The 19862-nt window shown below is 40.8% G+C and carries 14 protein-coding genes; 12 read left to right on the forward strand and 2 right to left on the reverse strand.

Annotated features, from left to right (window positions below; genetic code table 11):
- Window positions 1–130 precede the first annotated feature (130 nt).
- From BSCG_RS12020 to BSCG_RS12010, 3 genes are read left to right on the forward strand one after another with little or no spacing between them, the layout of a single operon-like run.
- The gene (locus tag BSCG_RS12020; protein ID WP_008776265.1) at window positions 131–1201 is read left to right on the forward strand and encodes an efflux RND transporter periplasmic adaptor subunit; all 1071 of its coding nucleotides are present in this window, start codon (window positions 131–133) and stop codon (window positions 1199–1201) included.
- Window positions 1198–4338, forward strand: a complete 3141-nt coding sequence (locus tag BSCG_RS12015) for an efflux RND transporter permease subunit (protein ID WP_008650183.1) — start codon at window positions 1198–1200, stop codon at window positions 4336–4338. Before BSCG_RS12020 ends, BSCG_RS12015 begins: the two co-directional genes overlap by 4 nt.
- Window positions 4335–5714 carry a TolC family protein gene (locus BSCG_RS12010; RefSeq protein WP_004312368.1) on the forward strand — a complete coding sequence of 460 codons (1380 nt, stop codon included), beginning with the start codon at window positions 4335–4337 and terminating at the stop codon, window positions 5712–5714. The genes BSCG_RS12015 and BSCG_RS12010 overlap by 4 nt, the downstream gene beginning before the upstream one ends.
- A gap of 155 nt (window positions 5715–5869) precedes the next feature.
- Here the strand turns inward: BSCG_RS12010 and BSCG_RS12005 are convergent, their stop codons facing one another.
- Entirely contained in the window at window positions 5870–6304 is a 435-nt protein-coding gene (locus BSCG_RS12005) for a DUF6078 family protein (protein WP_008776266.1), read from the reverse strand.
- 417 nt (window positions 6305–6721) lie between these two features.
- Here BSCG_RS12005 and BSCG_RS30015 point away from each other — a divergent pair, with 417 nt between their 5' ends.
- Together BSCG_RS30015 and BSCG_RS12000 are read left to right on the forward strand one after the other, a co-directional pair.
- Complete coding sequence (locus BSCG_RS30015) at window positions 6722–6898, forward strand: hypothetical protein (protein ID WP_008776268.1); 177 nt, start codon at window positions 6722–6724, stop codon at window positions 6896–6898.
- Between the two features lie 480 nt (window positions 6899–7378).
- The gene (locus BSCG_RS12000) at window positions 7379–8170 is read left to right on the forward strand and encodes a hypothetical protein (RefSeq protein ID WP_004312374.1); all 792 of its coding nucleotides are present in this window, start codon (window positions 7379–7381) and stop codon (window positions 8168–8170) included.
- Window positions 8171–8289: 119 nt separating this feature from the next.
- Here BSCG_RS12000 and BSCG_RS11995 read toward each other — a convergent pair whose 3' ends face one another.
- Entirely contained in the window at window positions 8290–9018 is a 729-nt protein-coding gene (locus BSCG_RS11995) for a GntR family transcriptional regulator (protein ID WP_004312375.1), read from the reverse strand.
- A 141-nt stretch (window positions 9019–9159) separates the two neighbouring features.
- Here BSCG_RS11995 and BSCG_RS11990 point away from each other — a divergent pair, with 141 nt between their 5' ends.
- The 7 genes from BSCG_RS11990 to BSCG_RS11960 are packed head-to-tail and all read left to right on the forward strand — an operon-like array spanning window position 9160 to window position 19857.
- Window positions 9160–10890 carry a class I mannose-6-phosphate isomerase gene (locus BSCG_RS11990; RefSeq protein WP_004312376.1) on the forward strand — a complete coding sequence of 577 codons (1731 nt, stop codon included), beginning with the start codon at window positions 9160–9162 and terminating at the stop codon, window positions 10888–10890.
- A gap of 29 nt (window positions 10891–10919) precedes the next feature.
- Complete coding sequence (locus tag BSCG_RS11985) at window positions 10920–12020, forward strand: ROK family protein (RefSeq protein WP_004312377.1); 1101 nt, start codon at window positions 10920–10922, stop codon at window positions 12018–12020.
- A 21-nt stretch (window positions 12021–12041) separates the two neighbouring features.
- Window positions 12042–12914, forward strand: a complete 873-nt coding sequence (locus tag BSCG_RS11980) for a hypothetical protein (protein WP_004312378.1) — start codon at window positions 12042–12044, stop codon at window positions 12912–12914.
- 24 nt (window positions 12915–12938) lie between these two features.
- A complete protein-coding gene (locus BSCG_RS11975; protein WP_004312379.1) occupies window positions 12939–16040 on the forward strand; it encodes a SusC/RagA family TonB-linked outer membrane protein in 3102 nt (1033 codons plus the stop codon).
- A gap of 13 nt (window positions 16041–16053) precedes the next feature.
- The gene (locus BSCG_RS11970) at window positions 16054–17547 is read left to right on the forward strand and encodes a RagB/SusD family nutrient uptake outer membrane protein (RefSeq protein ID WP_004312380.1); all 1494 of its coding nucleotides are present in this window, start codon (window positions 16054–16056) and stop codon (window positions 17545–17547) included.
- A gap of 16 nt (window positions 17548–17563) precedes the next feature.
- Window positions 17564–18667, forward strand: a complete 1104-nt coding sequence (locus BSCG_RS11965) for a DUF4185 domain-containing protein (RefSeq protein WP_004312381.1) — start codon at window positions 17564–17566, stop codon at window positions 18665–18667.
- Window positions 18668–18672: 5 nt separating this feature from the next.
- Window positions 18673–19857 carry an MFS transporter gene (locus BSCG_RS11960; RefSeq protein ID WP_004312382.1) on the forward strand — a complete coding sequence of 395 codons (1185 nt, stop codon included), beginning with the start codon at window positions 18673–18675 and terminating at the stop codon, window positions 19855–19857.
- The last annotated feature ends 5 nt before the right edge of the window (window positions 19858–19862 follow it).

Here is a 19862-nt window from a genome sequence, read left to right on the forward strand (position 1 = left end):
TACAAATAGCAAACTATTTCGGCTTTTTATCTTAGGTAACGTACAAATAGAACAATGTTTCGTCTAAATCAACCTTTCTCCTCATGTTTGCTTGGGATACTTTTGTGGCAACTAACTAATAAGTGAAAATATGAGACGATTAGACTTCTTATTAACAGGATTTTTAGCAGTTCTGTTGACTTCGTGTGGGCAACGTGTACAAAACACAGACAGTAAGCCGGCAGTGAAGATTGATACCGTACTTTCTGCCGACAGACAAATAGCTTTGCAGTTTCCGGGTCGAGTGAAAGCGGCACAGGACATAAGTCTGTCTTTCCGGGTGAGTGGTACTATTCAGTATATGCATGTAAATGATGGTGCTTATGTGCGTAAAGGGCAACTATTGGCAGAATTGGATCCGACGGACTATCAGGTTCAGCTGGATGCAGCAGAAGCAGAATATCAAAGTGTAAAAGCGGAGGCGGAACGGGTGATGGCACTTTATAAGGAAAATGTGACGACACCGGATGCTAATGATAAGGCCGTGTACGGATTGAGACAGATTACTGCCAAATATAACCATGCTAAAGACCAGTTGGCATACACCCGTTTGTATGCTCCTTTTAACGGATATGTGCAGAAACGTCTTTTTGATTCCCATGAGACGGTAGCTGCCGGTATGCCCGTCGTTTCCATCATCAGTGAGGGAAGCCCGGAGGTGGAGATTAATCTTCCGGCAGTGGAATATATTCGTCGACAGCAGTTTACCCGCTACTATTGTACATTCGATATTTATCCTCATCAAAGATATGCTTTGGAACTGATTAGTGTCACCCCTAAGGCAAATGCCAATCAGTTGTACACTATGCGGCTTCAACTGAAAAAAGAAGATAAACAGGCAGTTCCATCGCCCGGCATGAATACAATGGTAACTATCGAATGTAGTGAAGGAGATGTGTGTAACCTGTCGGTTCCCGGTGGAGCGATTCTTCGTGAGAACGGGCGTACGAGTATCTTTCTTTATGATGCTTCCAGTCACGCTATTCGCCGTTGTGATGTGACCGTCACCCGTCTGCTTAGCGACGGCAGATGCCTGATTACTTCAGACGGAGCGAATCCCGGTGACTTGGTTGTCGCTTCGGGGGTACATCATGTAAAAGAGGGAGAACAGGTGGAACCGCTTCTTCCGGCTACTGAAACCAATGTGGGAGGACTGCTATGATTGATATTAGTAAATGGGCATTTGAGAACAAGAAGTTAATCTACTTCCTGATTGCCGTACTGATTGTAGGAGGAGCTTATTCCAGTTATGAAATGAGTAAACTGGAAGACCCAGAAATAACGGTAAAGCTTGCCATGGTAGTCACCACCTATCCCGGTGCGTCTGCGCATCAGGTAGAATTAGAGGTGACGGATGTACTGGAGAAGAATATTCGCTCCATGGGGAATATAGATAATGTGGAAAGTTATTCCTACAACGATCTCTCCCTGATTCAGGTAGAACTGAAAACGACTGTCAAAGAGACGGACGTAGAACAATGCTGGGATCTGTTGCGTCGTAAAGTGGCGAACGCACAGGCAGAACTTCCCGAAGGTGCAAGTCCTTCTATTGTAAAAGATGATTTTGGAAATGTTTACGGAATGTTTTTCGCTTTGACGGGTGACGGACTTTCCGACAGGGAACTGTCTGATTATTCAGAACTGGTGAAACGTGAAGTCAGCGAACTGGATGGGGTGGAACGCGTCGACTTATACGGTAAACGTCCCGAATGTATTAATATCTCTCTTTTGCAAGACCGGATGGCTAACTTGGGTGTGAAACCCGCCGAAGTGCTAGCCACATTGAACGGACAGAACCAAACGACTTATACTGGTTACTATGATAATGGCGATAATCGTATCCGGGTGACAGTCAGTGACAAGTTTAAGACGGTGGAGGATATCGGTCGTATGCTGATTCAGGGACATGATGCCGATCAGTTGCGGTTGAGTGATATAGCCCGTATTGAGAAAGATTATGAAGATCCTACCCGCAACGAATTGTTTTATGACCGTCAGCGTGCGATAGGAATAATGGTGGCCGCTTCTTCGGATGCCGACATTATCAAAGTGGGGCATCAAGTGGAAAAGAAATTGGAGCAACTGAAAGTCGAACGCCTTCCAGCGGGGGTAGAGTGCCATAAAGTTTTCTATCAGCCGGAACGTGTAGGCAGTTCGTTGGGGACGTTCATTCTTAATCTGATAGAATCTGTGATTATCGTAGTTGTTATTCTGATGATTGCTATGGGATTTAAGAGCGGGGTGATTATCGGTATCAGTTTGGTAGTGACGGTATTCGGTTCCTTTCTGTTCCTTTATTTTATGAACGGTACGATGCAGCGTGTTTCATTGGCCTCGTTCGTGCTTGCGATGGGGATGCTGGTGGATAATGCGATTGTTATCATCGACGGTATTTTGGTAGATTTGAAAGCCGGAAAGAGTCGGATGGAGGCAATGACTGCCATCGGACGGCAGACAGCGATGCCTTTGCTGGGAGCTACTCTGATTGCCATCATCGCTTTTCTTCCTATCTTTATGTCTCCTGATACGGCAGGCGTTTATACGCGCGATTTGTTTATCGTACTCGCTGTTTCCTTATTGCTTAGTTGGGTGCTGGCTTTGGTGCACGTCCCGTTGATGGCTGACCGGATTTTGCATCCGGAAATCTCTGCGGCAACTACTGCTGCCGGAAAACGTGTGTATGAAGGAAAGATTTATGCTGTGCTCCGTTCATTATTGAAATTCAGTCTGGCACATCGTTGGAGTTTTGTGTTTACAATGATTGCTTTGGTATTGCTTTCGGCTTTCAGTTATCGGTTTATGAAGCAGGGCTTTTTCCCGGATATGGTCTACGATCAGCTTTACATGGAATATAAATTGCCGGAAGGGACTAACTCCACTCGTGTAGCACGTGACTTGGAAGAAATCGAAGTTTACCTGAAAAAGCGTCCGGAAGTTACACACGTCACTACTTCTATCGGTGGTACACCTGCTCGTTATAACTTGGTGCGTAACGTAGCCAATCCTTCCTTATCTTACGGTGAACTGATTATCGACTTCACCTCTCCGGACGATTTGGTGGATAACATGGCGGAAATTCAACAATATCTTTCACAACATTATCCGGATGCTTACGTAAAGATGAACCGCTACAATCTGATGTTCAAGAAATATCCTATTGAAGTGCAATTTACCGGTCCTGATCCTGCTGTTTTGCATCAGTTGGCAGACAGTGCCCGCAAGATTATGGAGAATTGCCCGGATGTTTACCTGATTACCACGGACTGGGAACCGCAAATTCCGGTACTGACTATTGAATATGACCAGCCTGCGGCACGTGCTATCGGATTGAGCCGTAATGATGTAAGCCTATCTCTACTGACCGCTACCAGCGGCATCCCTATCGGGTCTTTCTACGAAGGTATTCACAAAGATAATATCTACTTGCGTTGTCTGGACGAACACGGAAATCCGATTGAAAACCTGGGCAATACGCAGATATTCTCGTCTCTTCCTTCTCTGAACGGTTTGCTGACACAGGAAATGATGATGAAACTGAAGACAGGAACACTATCAAAAGAAGAACTGGTGGAAACGTTGATGGGAACAACTCCGTTAAAACAAATCAGTAAGCGGATTGATGTGAAGTGGGAAGATCCGGTGGTTCCCCGTTATAACGGGCAGCGTAGCCAACGGGTGCAATGTTCTCCTGTTCCGGGGGTAGAAACGGAGAAGGCGCGGCAATCCATTGCCACGCAGATTGAACAGATTCCGCTGCCTGACGGATATCGGCTTCAATGGCAAGGCGAGAGGAACGCCAGCACAAAGTCTATGCAATATCTGTTCAAGAATTTCCCGTTTGCTATCATTCTGATGATATCCATTCTAATCATGCTGTTCAAAGATTACCGGAAACCGGTTATCATCTTCTGTACTATTCCGCTGGTATTTGTCGGTGTTGTTGCTGTAATGCTGCTTACCGGGAAGACATTCAACTTTGTGGCTATCGTCGGTACATTGGGGTTGATCGGTATGATTATTAAGAACGGTATTGTCTTGATGGATGAGATCACTTTGCAAATTAATCAGGGAGTAGAACCTGTGACGGCATTGATAGACAGTTCGCAAAGTCGTCTCCGTCCCGTGATGATGGCTTCGCTGACTACGATTTTGGGAATGATTCCATTGTTGCCGGATGCCATGTTCGGTTCGTTGGCGGCTTCTATTATGGGTGGGTTGCTGTTCGGCACGTTGATAACGTTGCTTTTTATCCCGATTTTGTACGCATTATTCTTTCATATAAAAAAGACAGACAAATGAAAAAAGAAATTCTTGTAGCCATTAGTGTAGCGGGTGTATTGTTCGGCCTGTCGGTTTCTCTTGCCGCGCAAGAAAAACTAAGTCTGGCGCAATGCCGTGAAATGGCACTGAAATATAATAAGGATATGGCTGCCGCCAATAAACAAACGGAAGCAGCCCGCTTGATGTCTCTTAGCTATAAGGCCAATTTTTTCCCTAATTTTACAGCGAACGGGACAGGTATTTATAGCACAGCGGACGGAAGTCTCGGAGTTCCGGGTGGAAACCTTCCGGTTTTCCTGCCCAATCCTGCTACCGGAGAACTGGTGTCGAGTGGTTTTGCTTATTTTCCCGGATTGAATCTGGATTATAAGGTCGGAACTGTTTACTCGGGCGGTATACAAGTGGAGCAACCTCTTTATATGGGAGGAAAAATCCGTGCCGCCTATAAAATGTCACTACTGGGAAAAGAAATGGCACACTTGAACGAAGCCTTAACTACTTCGGAAGTTATTCTGAATACAGATAAAGCATACGTGCAGTTAGTGAAAGCCAAGGAGATGAAAAAAGTAGCGGAAAAATATCACGCCTTACTGACGGAACTTTCCAAAAATGTAAAGAGTGCTCATCGGCATGGCATGAAACCGCAAAATGATGTACTGAAAGTGCAAGTGAAGCTCAACGAGAGTGAACTTTCTTTGCGAAAGGCTGATAACGCCCTCCGTCTTGCAAGTATGAATCTTTGTCATTACATCGGCCGCCCTTTGACAGCACAGATTGATATATCCGATGATTTTCCGGAAGTGGAGCAGGAGTGGAAAGTGCAGGTCTCTGACATTACTGCCCGTCCCGAATATGGGATCTTGAACAAACAAATAGCCATTGCCGAGCAGGAGGTAAAGCTGAATCGTAGTGAGCTGTTACCGCGTATCGGCGTCAGAGGTAGTTATGATTATCTTCACGGATTGGAAGTCAATGATGAAACTTTGATGAAGAAGGGTGCTTTTTCCGTATTCCTGAATGTCTCTGTTCCTCTGTTTCATTTTGGCGAACGTACCAATAAAGTAAAGTCTGCCAAAGTGAAGTTGGAACAAGCCCGTCTTGAACAGGAAAATGTCAATGAAAAGATGTTGCTGGAGTTGATGCAAGCTGCCAATAATCTGGATGAGGCCCGGTTGGAAACGGAGCTTTCCGAACGTTCGCTGGAACAGGCAGAGGAGAATATGAAAGTCAGTGGTAAGCAATATGAAGTGGGACTGGAAACTCTTTCGGATTATCTGGAAGCACAAGTGCTTTGGCAGCAGGCTTATCAGACGAAAGTGGATGCCCATTTCCAATTGTATGTGAATTATGTGGCTTATTTGAAAGCGGCGGGACAACTCTCGTCGGAGATATGATAAGATTCTCAATGATACTTACCCTTATGAGAAAAAATACTCATACCTATGAGAATATATTCCCATTGGTATGAGTATTTTTTCTCATAGGTGTGAGTATTGTCCCTTGTCAGAATATCCGGAAACGCCGTTTTATAGTGTTTCTGATAAAGGTCTTACCAATCGAATAAATCAATATATTGGTCGAATTCAGGTTTGTTTTCGATACCATGTTTTAGAAAGACAGCGATAATCTGCTTTTGTTCGTCAGGATGCAGCATCCGTTCTTTGTTGCGGATGCGGTAAAACATGCTGCGCCCCATCAAAGAATATAATTCTTTGCGGATGATGACAGCCGTAGAATATGGAATGTTGTCCAATATGTGGTCTATTCCGCAGGCAAAGCGTGAAGTACGGTATGGCTTGAAAAAACTGCAGTTATTCTCGTTTCCTATTATGTGGTTGGGATTGACTGTTCGGAAATCAGGAACGTTTTGCGGTATACGGAGCGTAGCTTGATGGCGTAGGCATTCATTGCGGCGCGGACATTTGTTATAGGTGCAGTATAAATAATTTTTTGGGACGTCGTTAAAGTCAATTTTTTTGTTCATGATTCTCGATGCTTTTATAGTTTGCTGTTGTTATCCTTTTTTTATTTTATATTCTGCTTGCAAGAGCAAAGGTACGTCTTTTGTTCTATATACAAAATAATAATACAGGCTATTTACTTTATTTCGTATGCAAAATAAAGCTGGTGAGTAAAAGATAACTTCGTAATAACTTGCACTTCCTGATTTATTCAATTGTTTTAGTAGCGTATAAACCAAAAGAAAGGAGTTGTATAGGTATGGCAAGACCAATTAAGGAAACTCCGATACTTTTCGGAGAAGATGCTCGGCGATTTGAAGAACGGATGAAAGAGAAGCGTAGTGAAACGCCGGAGCAGCGGGAAAAAGGTTGAAAGATTATGAACTGGCAATGAAAATCTTAAAAAAATAAAATACGAATCTTTTCTTTATCGGGAAGCTTTGTTAGCTGTAAGTAATGTACTTGAAAATAAAACGGATTGTCGCTTTTTAACTGTAGATGTGTATGCGGCAGCTGTTTCTTTTTATGATAAGAATGGATTTATTCCTTTGAATAATGAAGATGTGGATTCTGCTACACGTTTGCTTTATTTTGACTTGAATGATATTATGAAATAGATTAGAGCAGCTTTATCAAATATTTTGTTTTGTATACGAAACAAAACGACACACCTTTTATTCTATATATGAAACGAAAAACTTATTGAAGCCTGCTTTTTATATACATACGCTTTAATTATACAATCATCATTCGTTTTCTTTCCTAAACATTTATAAATCTCTCTTGTTATTTTCCGAAAAGAATTTGTACCTTTGTCATTGGAACGTAGCATGCCGTTTTATGGTATGCGATTGTGCGTTTCCTCGGTGAACAGGAAATCGTAGCGGATTTTTTTTCAGACACCGGGAGACGCCTGTACTTCTATGACTTCTCATAGGGTACGGGCTGTCTGCCCGTGTCTGAAAGGTAGCCGCTACTACCTCCTGTTTGCGGGATTGTGACAGCTCCGTACTCTTTTATAATAAAAGGTACGGAACTAGTTGATATTATTAATCTAGTTCCGTTTTTTTATGTCAAATTGGCTCACAACAAAACAGATGTCTGAAAGACGCGACATCCAAGAAGCTATTTTAAAGAATTGGGCAAATCTTGGATATATTACGAGTTCCCGAATCAACGATCAGTTGTTTTTGGATGATGAGAGTTTGGATGCTTATCTGGAAGCTCACAAAAGACTTGGTTTAGAAGCAGGTTACCTTTCCAAAATCGTAGAAGAAAAGAAATTGGAACGTGACTTTATCATTTCCAAATACGATGATCTGCTATATGTATTGAGAACACAGAAGACTTGTAAACCTCTATATCAAATAATCATTCGTGAACTGGCAGCATTGATTCTTCACCCTGTTGCCCGCAATGTTTTCTATTCTATTTCTATAGGAGAATCAGTAGAGAAAGTGGCTGGTAGGCATCGAATTACCTATGAAAAGACATTGCAAATTTATAACTCTATACTTAAAGGATTAAAACTGAAGAAAGATATATTGGCTACTTATCGAAAACGTGCTATCAATGCCCGTTTTTTATCTTTGGCAGATAATAATAAGAATATAAATATTGAGCAGGAGGAGTGGATACTTCAATTACCCGTTTGTAAAGTAGCTGATACGCGGTTGGCTAATGTCTTGTATAATCAAGATGTTCGAACGGTAAAGGACTTATTGGAAATCGTATCGGGAAGAGGGTGGAAAAGCCTGTTGAGAATAGAAGGAGTAGGAAAAATCTCCTATTATCATTTATTGTCCAAGCTTCAGATGATAGGTGTTGTGGATGAAAGTTTGGACCGGATTCTTGCCGGACACTCTGTTGGTCGGTTTGAGAAGAGATGATAAATGATGGATAAAGCATAATGCAAAGAAATGGAATGTAAAAAGACTATTTTAAAGGAAGATAAGAATTTCGGCCTTTAAAATAGTCTTTTTATATCGTGTATGTATGAACATACTCTTTATCTTTCCGCCTCTATTGTATAAGTAAAACTGTCTGCCCGGTAGTATCCGATGTTGTATTCAATCGGCACTCCGTTCACATCATAAACAAATCTTTTCCTTATTAATATAGGATCGCTGGATTTTATTTCCAGTTTTTCTGCGATAAATTCCCCTGCAAGTCTCGCTGAAATCTCCTCCTTGCTGGTTTTTACCACTATGTTATATTGAGTTTCCAGCATTTCATATAATGGGCGTGTGTAGTCTTCTTCTCCAGTCAATGGAATGTTCGGATTGAAATAAGAGATAAAGTAGACAAACGGGTATTCCTTTTTTCCTCTGACGCGCTCCATTACTACGCAGCGGGCATCAGGGTTAGAACCTAAATTAAAGAATGTGCCGATTTCTTCAGTCGGACGTTTCAAACTGATATGTAGTTCGAAATTACGAATTTCGATACCTAACATCTTCATTTCCTGCGAGAAACTAAGCCAGTTCTTTACTCCGCCTACGATACCTTTCTTTACCACCTTCGTTCCGTATCCTTTCTTTCGTACTAGAAGTCCCTCAAATACGAGTTTGTTGATAGCTTGTCTTAATGTGTTCCTTGAAATGTGTAATTGTTCAGACAATTCGACTTCATTGGGAAATAGCTTCCCGTTTTTGTACTCTTCAGATTCTATGAGTCTTCTAAGTATCTCTTCTGCTTGAATATGAAGAGGTTTATCACTATTATGGTCTATTTTCATATCTATCCGGATTGGTTTATTTTCAGCAAATATAAGATTTATCAAAAAATAATCCAAGTTTTGTTTGGAATAAAAATAAAATCTATATATTTGCACAATCTAAAATATGTATGAACATATAAAATTAAAAACAACTATAATATGAGAAAAGCTAATTATGATAAATTTCCTTCTACGAAGTTGGCGGGGATGCTTGTTCAGGGTTGGGATGCTATCATTTCTGTGTTAAAAAAGCAAATGGATGCAAGAAAAGTGCTGGCAGTGGATTTATATACTGGAGTATATGAAGAAGAAGTGCTGGATGCTTTTTCAAAAGAATTCTCCGGAAAGGTGATGAATGTACGTGATTTGATGAAACCGGAACAAGAGATCCAAACTTTGACGGAACGCTTCATGACGGAAGATGTGTTGTTTGGCTATGTGACCAATTTGAAGCTGGAAGATTATTTTGATGCGGATAAATTGGCTGCTGCGCAAAAGCAAATTAGTGAAGCGGAGGATACTATTGTAATAATAGGTACGGGAGCTGCCATGGTGGCTCCGCAGGATGCGATGATTGTATATGCGGATATGGCACGTTGGGAAATTCAACAACGTTTCCGTCGGCATGAGGTAAAAGCTTTAGGGATAGACAATCGGAAAGATGCCGTTTCTTTGCAATACAAGAGAGGCTATTTCAATGATTGGAGAGTATGTGATAGGTATAAGGAAAGATTGTTTGACAGGGTAGAATTCTGGATTGACACCCATGTGGCCGGAACACCGAAGATGATTGATAAGGATACTTTCTTTAAAGGGGTAGAGGCAACGGTGAAAACACCGTTCCGGGTAGTTCCTTTCTTCGATCCGGCTCCCTGGGGTGGTCAATGGATGAAAGAAGTTTGCGACTTGGATCGTGAACGCGAAAATTTTGGCTGGTGCTTTGACTGTGTGCCCGAAGAAAACAGCCTCTATTTTGAGGTGAACGGAGTGCGCTTCGAACTTCCTTCGGTCGATTTGGTTTTGCTGAAAAGTAAAGAGTTGCTTGGTGAACCGGTGGAAGCACGCTTTGGAAAAGACTTCCCCATCCGTTTCGACTTTTTGGATACGATAGGTGGAGGTAATTTGAGTTTGCAGGTGCATCCTACCACTCAATTTATCCGTGATAGTTTCGGTATGTACTATACACAGGATGAAAGTTACTACATGGTAGATGCGGAAGAAGATGCCGTAGTTTATCTGGGAGTGAAAACGGGCGTTGATAAAGAAGCGATGATCGACGATTTGCGTAAGGCACAAAAAGGCGAATTGGTGTTCGACGCAGAAAAGTATGTCAACAAGATTCCGACAAAGAAACACGATCACTTCCTGATTCCGGGAGGAACGATTCATTGTTCCGGTGCGAATAGTATGGTACTTGAAATCAGTTCGACTCCGAACCTCTTTACTTTCAAACTATGGGACTGGCAACGTCTGGGACTGGATGGAAAACCACGCCCAATCAATGTGGAACGTGGTAAATGCGTAATCAACTGGAACCGGGATACGGAATATGTAAATGAACATCTTCGCAACCAGTTTAAAGAAGTGGCTTCCGGAGATGGGTGGATTGAGGAACGTACCGGATTGCATCCGAATGAATTTATCGAAACCCGCCGTCACCGTTTCTCGTCACCGGTGCTGCATCACACAAACGACAGTGTAAATGTGCTGAATCTGCTGGAGGGAGAAGAGGCCGTCGTTGAGAGTCCTACTCACGCCTTTGAACCTTTCGTGGTGCATTATGCGGAAACATTTATCATTCCTGCTTCTGTTGGCGAATATACAATCAAACCTTATGGAAAGTGTCGCGATAAGGAATGTGTCACTATCAAGGCATATGTCAGATTTTAGTACTTGAACTTTTAAACCTAAAATAGTATATGTATGAATATGATAAACGGGTAGTTTTGACTCTGGATGCAGGAGGAACAAATTTTGTATTTTCTGCCATTCAAGGGAATAATGAAATGATAAGTCCAATAGGGCTTCCGGCAGTTTCTGATAACTTAGACGAGTGCCTGGAAGTATTGGTGAAAGGATTTGATAGAGTGATAGCTGCTATACCAGTTCCCCCAGTTGCGATCAGTTTTGCTTTTCCGGGCCCTGCTGATTATGAGAATGGAATCATAGGAGATTTGCCCAATTTTCCTTCATTTAGAGGAGGTGTTGCATTAGGTCCTTTTTTGAAGCATAAATACGGAATTCCGGTTTTTATAGAAAATGATGGAAATCTGTTTGCTTACGGTGAAGCCTTATCGGGTGCATTGCCTATGATAAACAGGGAATTATCTTTAGCTGGTTGCAGCAGGGAATATAAAAATTTGATTGGTATAACATTGGGAACCGGATTCGGTGCAGGAGTTGTTATAAATAAAGTCTTGTTGACCGGAGATAATGGTTGTGGAGGGGACATCTGGCTTATGAGAAATAAGAAATATCCGGATATGCTTGCTGAAGAAAGTGTTAGCATACGCGCTGTGAGAAGAGTATACAGCGATTTGTCCGGACAAAGCTCTGCTTCATTAAGTCCAAAAGATATTTATGACATTGCTGAAGGTATAAAGGAAGGTGACAGTCATGCAGCAATCGCAAGTTTTAATGAACTTGGTATAATGGCAGGTGCTGCTATTGCTTCGGTACTGAATGTTGTGGATGGTCTGGTGGTTATAGGTGGAGGAGTCGCAGGAGCCTCAAAATATATATTACCAGCTCTGATAACAGAACTTAGGGCACAACTGACAACTTTTTCGGGAAATAAGTTTCCATGCGTTTCTATGCAAGTATATAATGGAGAAGATGAATCGGAGAGAGCTCGTTTCTTGAGTTTATCTGATAGTCAGGTTGTCATTCCTGGTACTCATTTGACTACTACCTATCATCAATTAAAACAGACCTTGGTGCTGTGCAGTAAAGAAGGTGCTAGCCGCTCTATTATGCGAGGTGCTTATGCCTATGCGCTACAAAAAATAGATTTAACGTAATATTCGTAAACTAAATATCATATGAAAACACTAAAAAAAATCATTTTCATTTCTATTGTATTAGGAATGATATCATCATTAATTATTTCGTGTAAGAGTGATGATAAGCAACAGACAGGGTTACTGACCTTAAGTATTTTGGAGGGGAAAATTAAGATTGGGGATTATGTTTCTGTAGAACTGTCATTGTCTCATCCTGATTTGATTTCAAAAATTGTGGTTAAGAAAAGTATCGAAGGAAAAGAAGTCAGTTCTTATTTAAAGGAACTGAATGTGAAGGAATTGAGCTTTCCATATACATTCACTGAGGAGATTATCGCCGGTGATGAAAATGGAATATTAGTGTACTCCTTTTATGGAATGGATGAGAATAATAGTGTGGTGGATGCCGCAGATCTGGTTTTAACAGTGGAGCTGGCGCAGATTCCGTTATTGCTAAAATATGACTGGGTATTGGCATCACAAACTATTAAAGGAGAAGATACAGCTACTCCCGATTTGAAAGATGATATACATCGGTTTAATTCAGACCTGACTTGGCAGGTTGATTGGGGATTCATATTCTCAAGTGCTGCTTTGGAAACATTAAACTCCTATTGTGCATGGCAGGTTACCATGGACGGCGCTACTGTCAAGACTCTATCTACCATTCACTATAATGTGTTTTCACCGTCCCAAGCTTTGATGACTCATTATAATGTATTACAGTTGTCGGATCGTAAAATGATATTGGAAAGTTATCAAGACCTTTCAGGGCTGGGGGATGGCTATTCTTCAAATGAAAGAGTGTTGGAAGTTTATACGCCAGTATCCAAAACTGAAGATTTTACTCCTTATCGGGGACAAAATCCGGATAACTATATTGTAGCGTCTTGTAATCCGGGATCTTATTAATAAACAATCTAATCATAAAAACACATGAATAATTTATTTAGGAGCATAACTTTATTGTTGTTGATGTTTATTCTGGGAAGTGTTAGTGCACAGAATCAAAGTTTGAACGTCAAGGGTACAGTTCGTGATGCAATGGGTGACCCCATTATCGGAGCTACTATTTTACAGCAAGGTTCAACTTATGGAACCATTTCTAATAAGGATGGAGAGTTTTCATTATCTGTTCCCGACAAATCAGTACTTGAGATTTCTTTTGTAGGATACCAAACAAAGATCGTTAAAGTTACCGCACAAAAGAGAGAATTTCACATAGTGCTGGAAGATGATATGCAAGTATTGGCTGATGTGGTAGTGGTAGGATATGGTGTGCAAAAGAAAAGTGATCTGACTTCGTCAATTTCTACTATTAAGTCAGAACAATTATCTTCCACTTCGATAACCTCTTTAGATCAGGGTATTCAGGGAAGAGCAGCCGGTGTGGCTGTTTTAAACACTTCGGGTCAGCCAGGTGCCGGAACTTCTATTCGAATCAGAGGTACCAGTTCTATTAATGGAAACAATGAACCTTTGTATGTGATTGATGGTGTTCCTGTGATTAGTGATGCAAATACATTCAGCACCGGGACTTTAAAGAATCCGGCTCTTAATCCTTTGACTAATATCAATCCCAATGATATTGAATCTATTGAAATTTTGAAAGATGCTTCTGCAACTTCCATATACGGTGCCCGTGGGGCGAATGGTGTGGTGCTGGTCACTACCAAACAAGGTAAGAATGGAAAGCCTAAAGTCTCTATCGGAGCTAAATACACATTGCAGCAGGTAACTAAAAAAATGGATATGCTGAATGCGGTCCAATTGGCCGAGTTGGGAAATGAGGCAACGGACAATGCTGGTGAAGAAAGAAATCCCGTTTTTGCTGGGTTGAATAATCTGTCCAAACTAAATACGGACTGGCAAGATGAGATATTCCGTACAGCACCTATGCAGAACTATGATATTTCAGTATCAGGTGGAAATGATAAAACTACTTATTTTGTTTCCGGTAATTTACTGTTGCAAGATGGTATAATTATTGGTTCAGATTTTGGAAAAGGAAGCTTTCGTATTAACCTGGGGCAGCAAATAAATAAATGGCTGAAGACTGGCGTTTCTGTAAATCTGAGTTATAGCCGTTCAAATGGTGTAGTAACGAACTCGGAAGGAGGATTTGCTTCTTCTATCACTTCTTGGGCGTTGGAAATGAATCCGGCTCTTCCCGTGAGAAATGAATCCGGAGATTACATTTATGAAAACAATTTGACTACAACTAATAATGTGGGTAATCCTGTGCAAGATGCCTATGAAGCGAAAAATAGAAATACTTCATTCCGGACATTGGCTAATGCTTATTTAGAATGGGTTCCAATTAAAAATCTAACCTTTAAGACTAGTATCGGTGTTGACTATTTCTATATAAAGGATCAGGCTTTTGCTCCCGGGGAGATTAAACGTGCAGAATCGAATGGTGGCTATGCCAGCATAGGAAATCGTGACGGTTACAACTGGGTATGGGAGAATACCGTCAACTATACAAACACTTTTGAGAAGCATACGATTAGCGCTTTGGCCGGTATGACAGCGCAAGCTTTTGTCTCGGAAAATTCGGCAGTTTCAACAGCTGATTTTACAGACGGATTTTTAGGATTCAACTCAATACAATCAGGAGCGTTGCGTCAAGCTGCAAGTTCGGGTATCTCCGAATGGCAGATGTTATCTTATTTGGCTCGTGTGAATTATAATTACGGTGGTCGTTATTTAATGAGTCTGACCGGTCGTATTGACGGATCTTCAAAATTTGGTAAGGGCAATAAATATGGCTTTTTCCCTTCAATCTCGGGTGCATGGAGAATTTCAGAAGAGAATTTCATGAAGCGGGCGCAAGCCATTTCAAATATGAAGTTGAGAGTAAGTTATGGTATTGTGGGCAATGAAGGAATTCCTCCATATAGTTCGCAAGGGCTGATGTATAACACAGAAGCGTATTTTGGCAATAGTGAAGTGGCAACCGGCGTGGTGCCTTATACATTGAGTAATCAAGACTTGAAGTGGGAAACAACTTCGCAGGTGAATCTTGGTTTTGACTTGGGTTTATTTAATAATCGTCTTACCTTAACTGCGGACTATTACCGAAAAAATACGCGCGACTTGCTGCTTGCTATGCCTGTGTCGTTTAATACCGGTTATGATACAGCCGTAAAGAATGTTGGCAGTCTGCGTAATGAGGGTTTTGAATTTGCTTTGGGTGCAGTACCTTTTGCCGGTAAATTCGGCTGGGATATGAATTTTACTCTCGGTTACAATAAGAATGAAATTACAGATTTAGCTGGAAGCCAGGAAAATCTTTCGGGGGCATCTATTTTGGGAGTAACCTATTGGACTAAAATAAATGAGGGTAAGCCTATCGGTACAATTTATGGATATAAAACTGATGGAATAGCACAATTGAGCGAAGACTTGTCTAAAATTCCATATTTCTCTGGAAAAACCTTGAAACATGGTGATCGTAAATATGTCAATAAGAATGGTGATAATGTGATTAATGAGGACGATTTATATGAGTTGGGAAATGCTAATCCGGATTTTACTTTCGGATTCAATAATACCTTTACTTATAACCTGCGCGATCATTCATCCATTGGGCTGACAGTCTATTTGCAAGGTGCGGTAGGTAATGAGATTGTGAACTTCAATAAGTTTTCATTGGAAAGTTTTGACGGACATAAAAATAATTCTGTGGCAGCATTGGAAAGATGGACTCCTGAGAATCCTACTAATAAATATCCTCGTGCCACGACTAAATCATCTGGTACTATTTTGTCCGATCATTATGTGGAAGACGGTTCATATCTCAGAATAAAAGATATCACGTTAAGTTATACTTTCCCCAAAAGCATCCTTCAGAAATTTTATTGTGAGGGACTTACAATCTTTGCCGGATTAAAGAATATTTATACGTTCACCAATTATTCCGGATATGATCCTGAGGTAAGTCGTTTTTCTAACGACAATCTTTCAATGGGAGCTGATTATGGTTCTTATCCGATGTCTAAATCGTATGAGTTTGGTTTAAGAATGAATTTTTAAAAAAGAATAGATTATGAAAAAATACATATTAAGCATTTTATTGAGTGGAGCATTCATGTTCACTGCTTGTTCGGATTTCCTCGACGAAGTGCCTAAAGGGAATATTACAAGTGAAGGATATTATAAAACAGCTCAGCATGCTATATCCGCCACCAATGCTATTTATGATTATTTGATTATCGGATATGCTCCGAATGGGTTATGGGATAAAAACTATGGTGGTACTTTCTACAATGATTATTGGGTTCTTCAGGATATGTTTGCTGATAATTCGGAAACTAATCAGACCAGCATTGACTACCAATCGGTGGAAAATATGCAAATAGACCAATATAATCAGCCTGTAGAATTGCTGTGGAGAGATTTTTATCAAACGATAAAATGTTGTAATGTCGTGATTGATAAAGTTCCATCTATTGATATGGATGTGACTTTAAGAAATCAGTTGGTGGCCGAAGCAAAATTCTTTAGAGCAATGATGTATTTTGATTTGATCCGGATGTTTGGTGATGTTCCTTTACGCGAACATAATGTTGAAAGTGCAGAGGAAGATGCAACTAGCCGGACCTCCAAAGAGACAATTTATGAATTGATCTTTTCGGATCTTAAGACTGCTGAAACCGATTTGAAGTACACTGAACGCTTTGGCGGAGGAAGACCTTATCCTGCATCTGCATCAGCTTTGTTAGCCAGGGTTTATCTAACTTATGCAGCAGAACATCATAGTCAGGAGCATTACCAGCTTGCTGTAGACAAGGCTAAATCTGTCATCCCGAATTTCCCTATGCTTGAAAACTACGGTGATTTATTTAAAGTGGCCAATCGTTTTAATACGGAAATAATCTGGGGAGTAAACTTTAGCGCAACGTTGAGTGAAGGTTGGAAAGGTGCACAGTTTTTGGTACGTTTATTGCCTGCCCTTGACGGAGTAAGCAATGCCCAAGGATGGGAAAATGCTACCGAAGATTTATGGAATAGCTTTGACCGGCAGAATGACCAGCGCCTGGATGTTACTTTGAAGAGAAGTTTTACTTATAGTGATGGTAGCATTAAGGATTTCGATAAGCCCTATGTTTTTAAGTATTGGGATAGTCAAGCCGAACCTAAAGGGAATAATACAGAGGCTATATTTCCGGCAATTCGTACAGCAGAGATGTATTTGATTATAGCCGAAGCTTTGAATGAAATAAATCAAGGAGCTAATGAGGAGGCGGTAATCGCAATTAATGCTGTAAGGAACCGTGCCGGACTGACCACGGCTGTACCTACTGACTATAAGGGATTTAAGAAGACCGTATTGAATGAGTATCGTCATGAATTTGTGATGGAAGGACATCGTTGGTTTGATTTGACCAGGATGTGTACACCGCAAGAATTTGTGTCTATCATAAAGGCTGCCAAACCGGAATCTACTCCTAAAGAATACCATGTGAAATTTCCTATTCCTCAAAGAGAAATAGACCTGTCACAAAACATGATTACGCAGAATGAAGGCTATGGACAATAACCAAAAAGATAGAATTATGAATAAGTTTATCTATTTGTTGGCCTGTACATTATTTGTATCTTGCCAAAACAACAATAAGTCATCTGTAACACAGATGGAAGTCGAACTGGATTCAATGTGGTGTACACGGTTGATGCCTGGACTTGGCAGTGGAGTGACAGGAGGTGACGGTGCTATATCAATAGACTTGAAGGATGGACGGAATCTTTTTATGTGGGGTGACTCGTTTTTTGGAGATGTTGTCGATGATAAAAGGAGTAAAGACTCTAAATTTGTGATGGGTAACACTTTTACGATTATCAATGAGAAAGGAGAACTGGAGACCTTGTATAGTGGTGATTTGAAGAATCCTTCTGCATATATACTGGCAGAGCAGGATGGGGATTCACCCCGTTGGTATTGGCCTGGAGATGGATTTGTGAAAGATGGTATTCTTCATTTGTTCATGTCCAAGTTCAGGAAAGTGGGTGAGGGATCTTTTGGTTTTGAATATATGTGTTGTGACTATTTTCGTCTGGATGTGAAAACCATGAAGATCATTGATAAGATGAATATCCCTGCTGCCAATCAGAATGGTGTACACTATGGACATGCAGTGATGCCTTATCAAAATGCAATCTACATTTACGGAACAAAGTCGGACTCGACAGGAGCAAAGGCAGTTGTTCATGTGGCGAAGGCTGAATTGGTTGATAATAAGCTGGCGAACTTTGTGTATTGGGATGGGGCTAGCTGGCAGGCGGATGCTACTAAAACAGCGAAACTTGAAGGACTTCAGAAAAATATCTCTGAGCAATTCAATGTATTTAGTCTAAATGAAAAAATTGTGTTGGTTTCCCAAAATCGTTCGGGAAATGCCAAAGAAATTTATTCCTATATTGCCGACAGCCCTGAAGGTGCATTTAGTCATGAGAAATTGCTCTATACGGTCGATGAACCTAATTTTGAAAAAGACAGTATGATGACTTATAATACAATGGTACATCCTCAATACATGAAAAATGATAAAATATTGATGTGTTATAACGTTAATACCTATGATTTGAAGAAGGTATTTGAGAAGGCATCATTGTACCAGCCTCGTTTCTTCTGGGTACCCGTAGATCATATATTAAAGTGATAGTTATGGTAAAGAATAACTCTTATTTGAAAGCCATTCCCGTGCTTGCCGCTTTTTTTGTTATGGGATTCTGTGATATAGTCGGTATTTCATCCGACTATATGCAGAAGAGCTTTAATTGGTCTCCAACTATGACAGGTTTTGTTCCTTCAATGGTATTTATCTGGTTTCTATTTTTAGGGATTCCTGTTGGTAACAGAATGAGTAAATACGGACGGAAAAATACAGTACTCGCCAGTATGGCGGTAACAGTTGTTGGGATGTTTTTGCCATTGTTGGTCTACAGTAGTGTAACATGTGTTATTGCGTATGTTTTGCTAGGTATAGGGAACGCCATATTACAGATCTCTTTAAATCCGTTATTGAATAATGTTATTTCCAGCCCTCGGCTATTGACTAGCAGTCTGACGGCCGGACAGGTTATCAAGGCTGTCTCTTCGTTGGTAGGTCCTGAAATTGTATTATTTGCTACCCTGCATTTTGGTGATGATAAATGGTATTATTGTTTCCCCATTTTAGGCGCTATTACATTATTCTTTGCTTTATGGTTGACGTTTACTCCCATTCGGAGAGAGCAGGTGGAAGAGAGTAAAGTATCTGTTTCTGATTCTTTCAACCTGCTGAAAAATAGAACCATACTCATTCTTTTTTTGGGAATATTCTTTATTGTAGGTGTGGATGTCGCTACAAATTATGTCAGTTCAAAATTAATGAGCATCCGGTATGATTGGACTGCGGAACAAGTGAAGTTTGCTCCACAAGTATATTTCTTTAGTAGAACGGTTGGTGCTCTTCTCGGTGCTTTCTTGCTGACCCGCATTGCAGGTGCCCGCTATTTCAAAGTCAATATTCTGGCATGTATCATGATGCTTGTATTATTGATTAGTGTTCAGAATCCCGCTGTTAGTCTATTATGTATTGGCGGAATTGGCTTTTTTGCTTCGTCTGTATTTTCTATTATTTACTCGATGGCATTTCAAGAGTGTCCCACAAAAATGAATCAGATTTCCGGGTTAATGCTGACGGCTGTAGCCGGAGGGGGAGTGGTAACTCCTGTTATTGGGTTTGCAATAGATAACGCCGGAATTACGGCTGGAGTTATTGTCATTTTACTTTGTGTGTTGTATCTCACCTATTGTGCTTTTGCGGTAGGAGAACGGAAATGTGGAGAGCAGACATATAATAAATAAAAATA

It is taken from the genome of Bacteroides sp. 2_2_4 (assembly GCF_000157055.1).
GTDB classification, from domain to species: Bacteria; Bacteroidota; Bacteroidia; order Bacteroidales; family Bacteroidaceae; genus Bacteroides; species Bacteroides ovatus.

What these genes read in the sequence shown, in the direction of transcription:
- BSCG_RS12020 (WP_008776265.1), top strand. Translation starts at nt 131, where the DNA reads ATGAGACGATTAGACTTCTTATTAACAGGATTTTTAGCAGTTCTGTTG.
- BSCG_RS12015 (WP_008650183.1), top strand. Translation starts at nt 1,198, where the DNA reads ATGATTGATATTAGTAAATGGGCATTTGAGAACAAGAAGTTAATCTAC.
- BSCG_RS12010 (WP_004312368.1), top strand. Translation starts at nt 4,335, where the DNA reads ATGAAAAAAGAAATTCTTGTAGCCATTAGTGTAGCGGGTGTATTGTTC.
- BSCG_RS12005 (WP_008776266.1), bottom strand. Translation starts at nt 6,304, where the DNA reads ATGAACAAAAAAATTGACTTTAACGACGTCCCAAAAAATTATTTATAC.
- BSCG_RS12000 (WP_004312374.1), top strand. Translation starts at nt 7,379, where the DNA reads ATGTCTGAAAGACGCGACATCCAAGAAGCTATTTTAAAGAATTGGGCA.
- BSCG_RS11995 (WP_004312375.1), bottom strand. Translation starts at nt 9,018, where the DNA reads ATGAAAATAGACCATAATAGTGATAAACCTCTTCATATTCAAGCAGAA.
- BSCG_RS11990 (WP_004312376.1), top strand. Translation starts at nt 9,160, where the DNA reads ATGAGAAAAGCTAATTATGATAAATTTCCTTCTACGAAGTTGGCGGGG.
- BSCG_RS11985 (WP_004312377.1), top strand. Translation starts at nt 10,920, where the DNA reads ATGTATGAATATGATAAACGGGTAGTTTTGACTCTGGATGCAGGAGGA.
- BSCG_RS11980 (WP_004312378.1), top strand. Translation starts at nt 12,042, where the DNA reads ATGAAAACACTAAAAAAAATCATTTTCATTTCTATTGTATTAGGAATG.
- BSCG_RS11975 (WP_004312379.1), top strand. Translation starts at nt 12,939, where the DNA reads ATGAATAATTTATTTAGGAGCATAACTTTATTGTTGTTGATGTTTATT.
- BSCG_RS11970 (WP_004312380.1), top strand. Translation starts at nt 16,054, where the DNA reads ATGAAAAAATACATATTAAGCATTTTATTGAGTGGAGCATTCATGTTC.
- BSCG_RS11965 (WP_004312381.1), top strand. Translation starts at nt 17,564, where the DNA reads ATGAATAAGTTTATCTATTTGTTGGCCTGTACATTATTTGTATCTTGC.
- BSCG_RS11960 (WP_004312382.1), top strand. Translation starts at nt 18,673, where the DNA reads ATGGTAAAGAATAACTCTTATTTGAAAGCCATTCCCGTGCTTGCCGCT.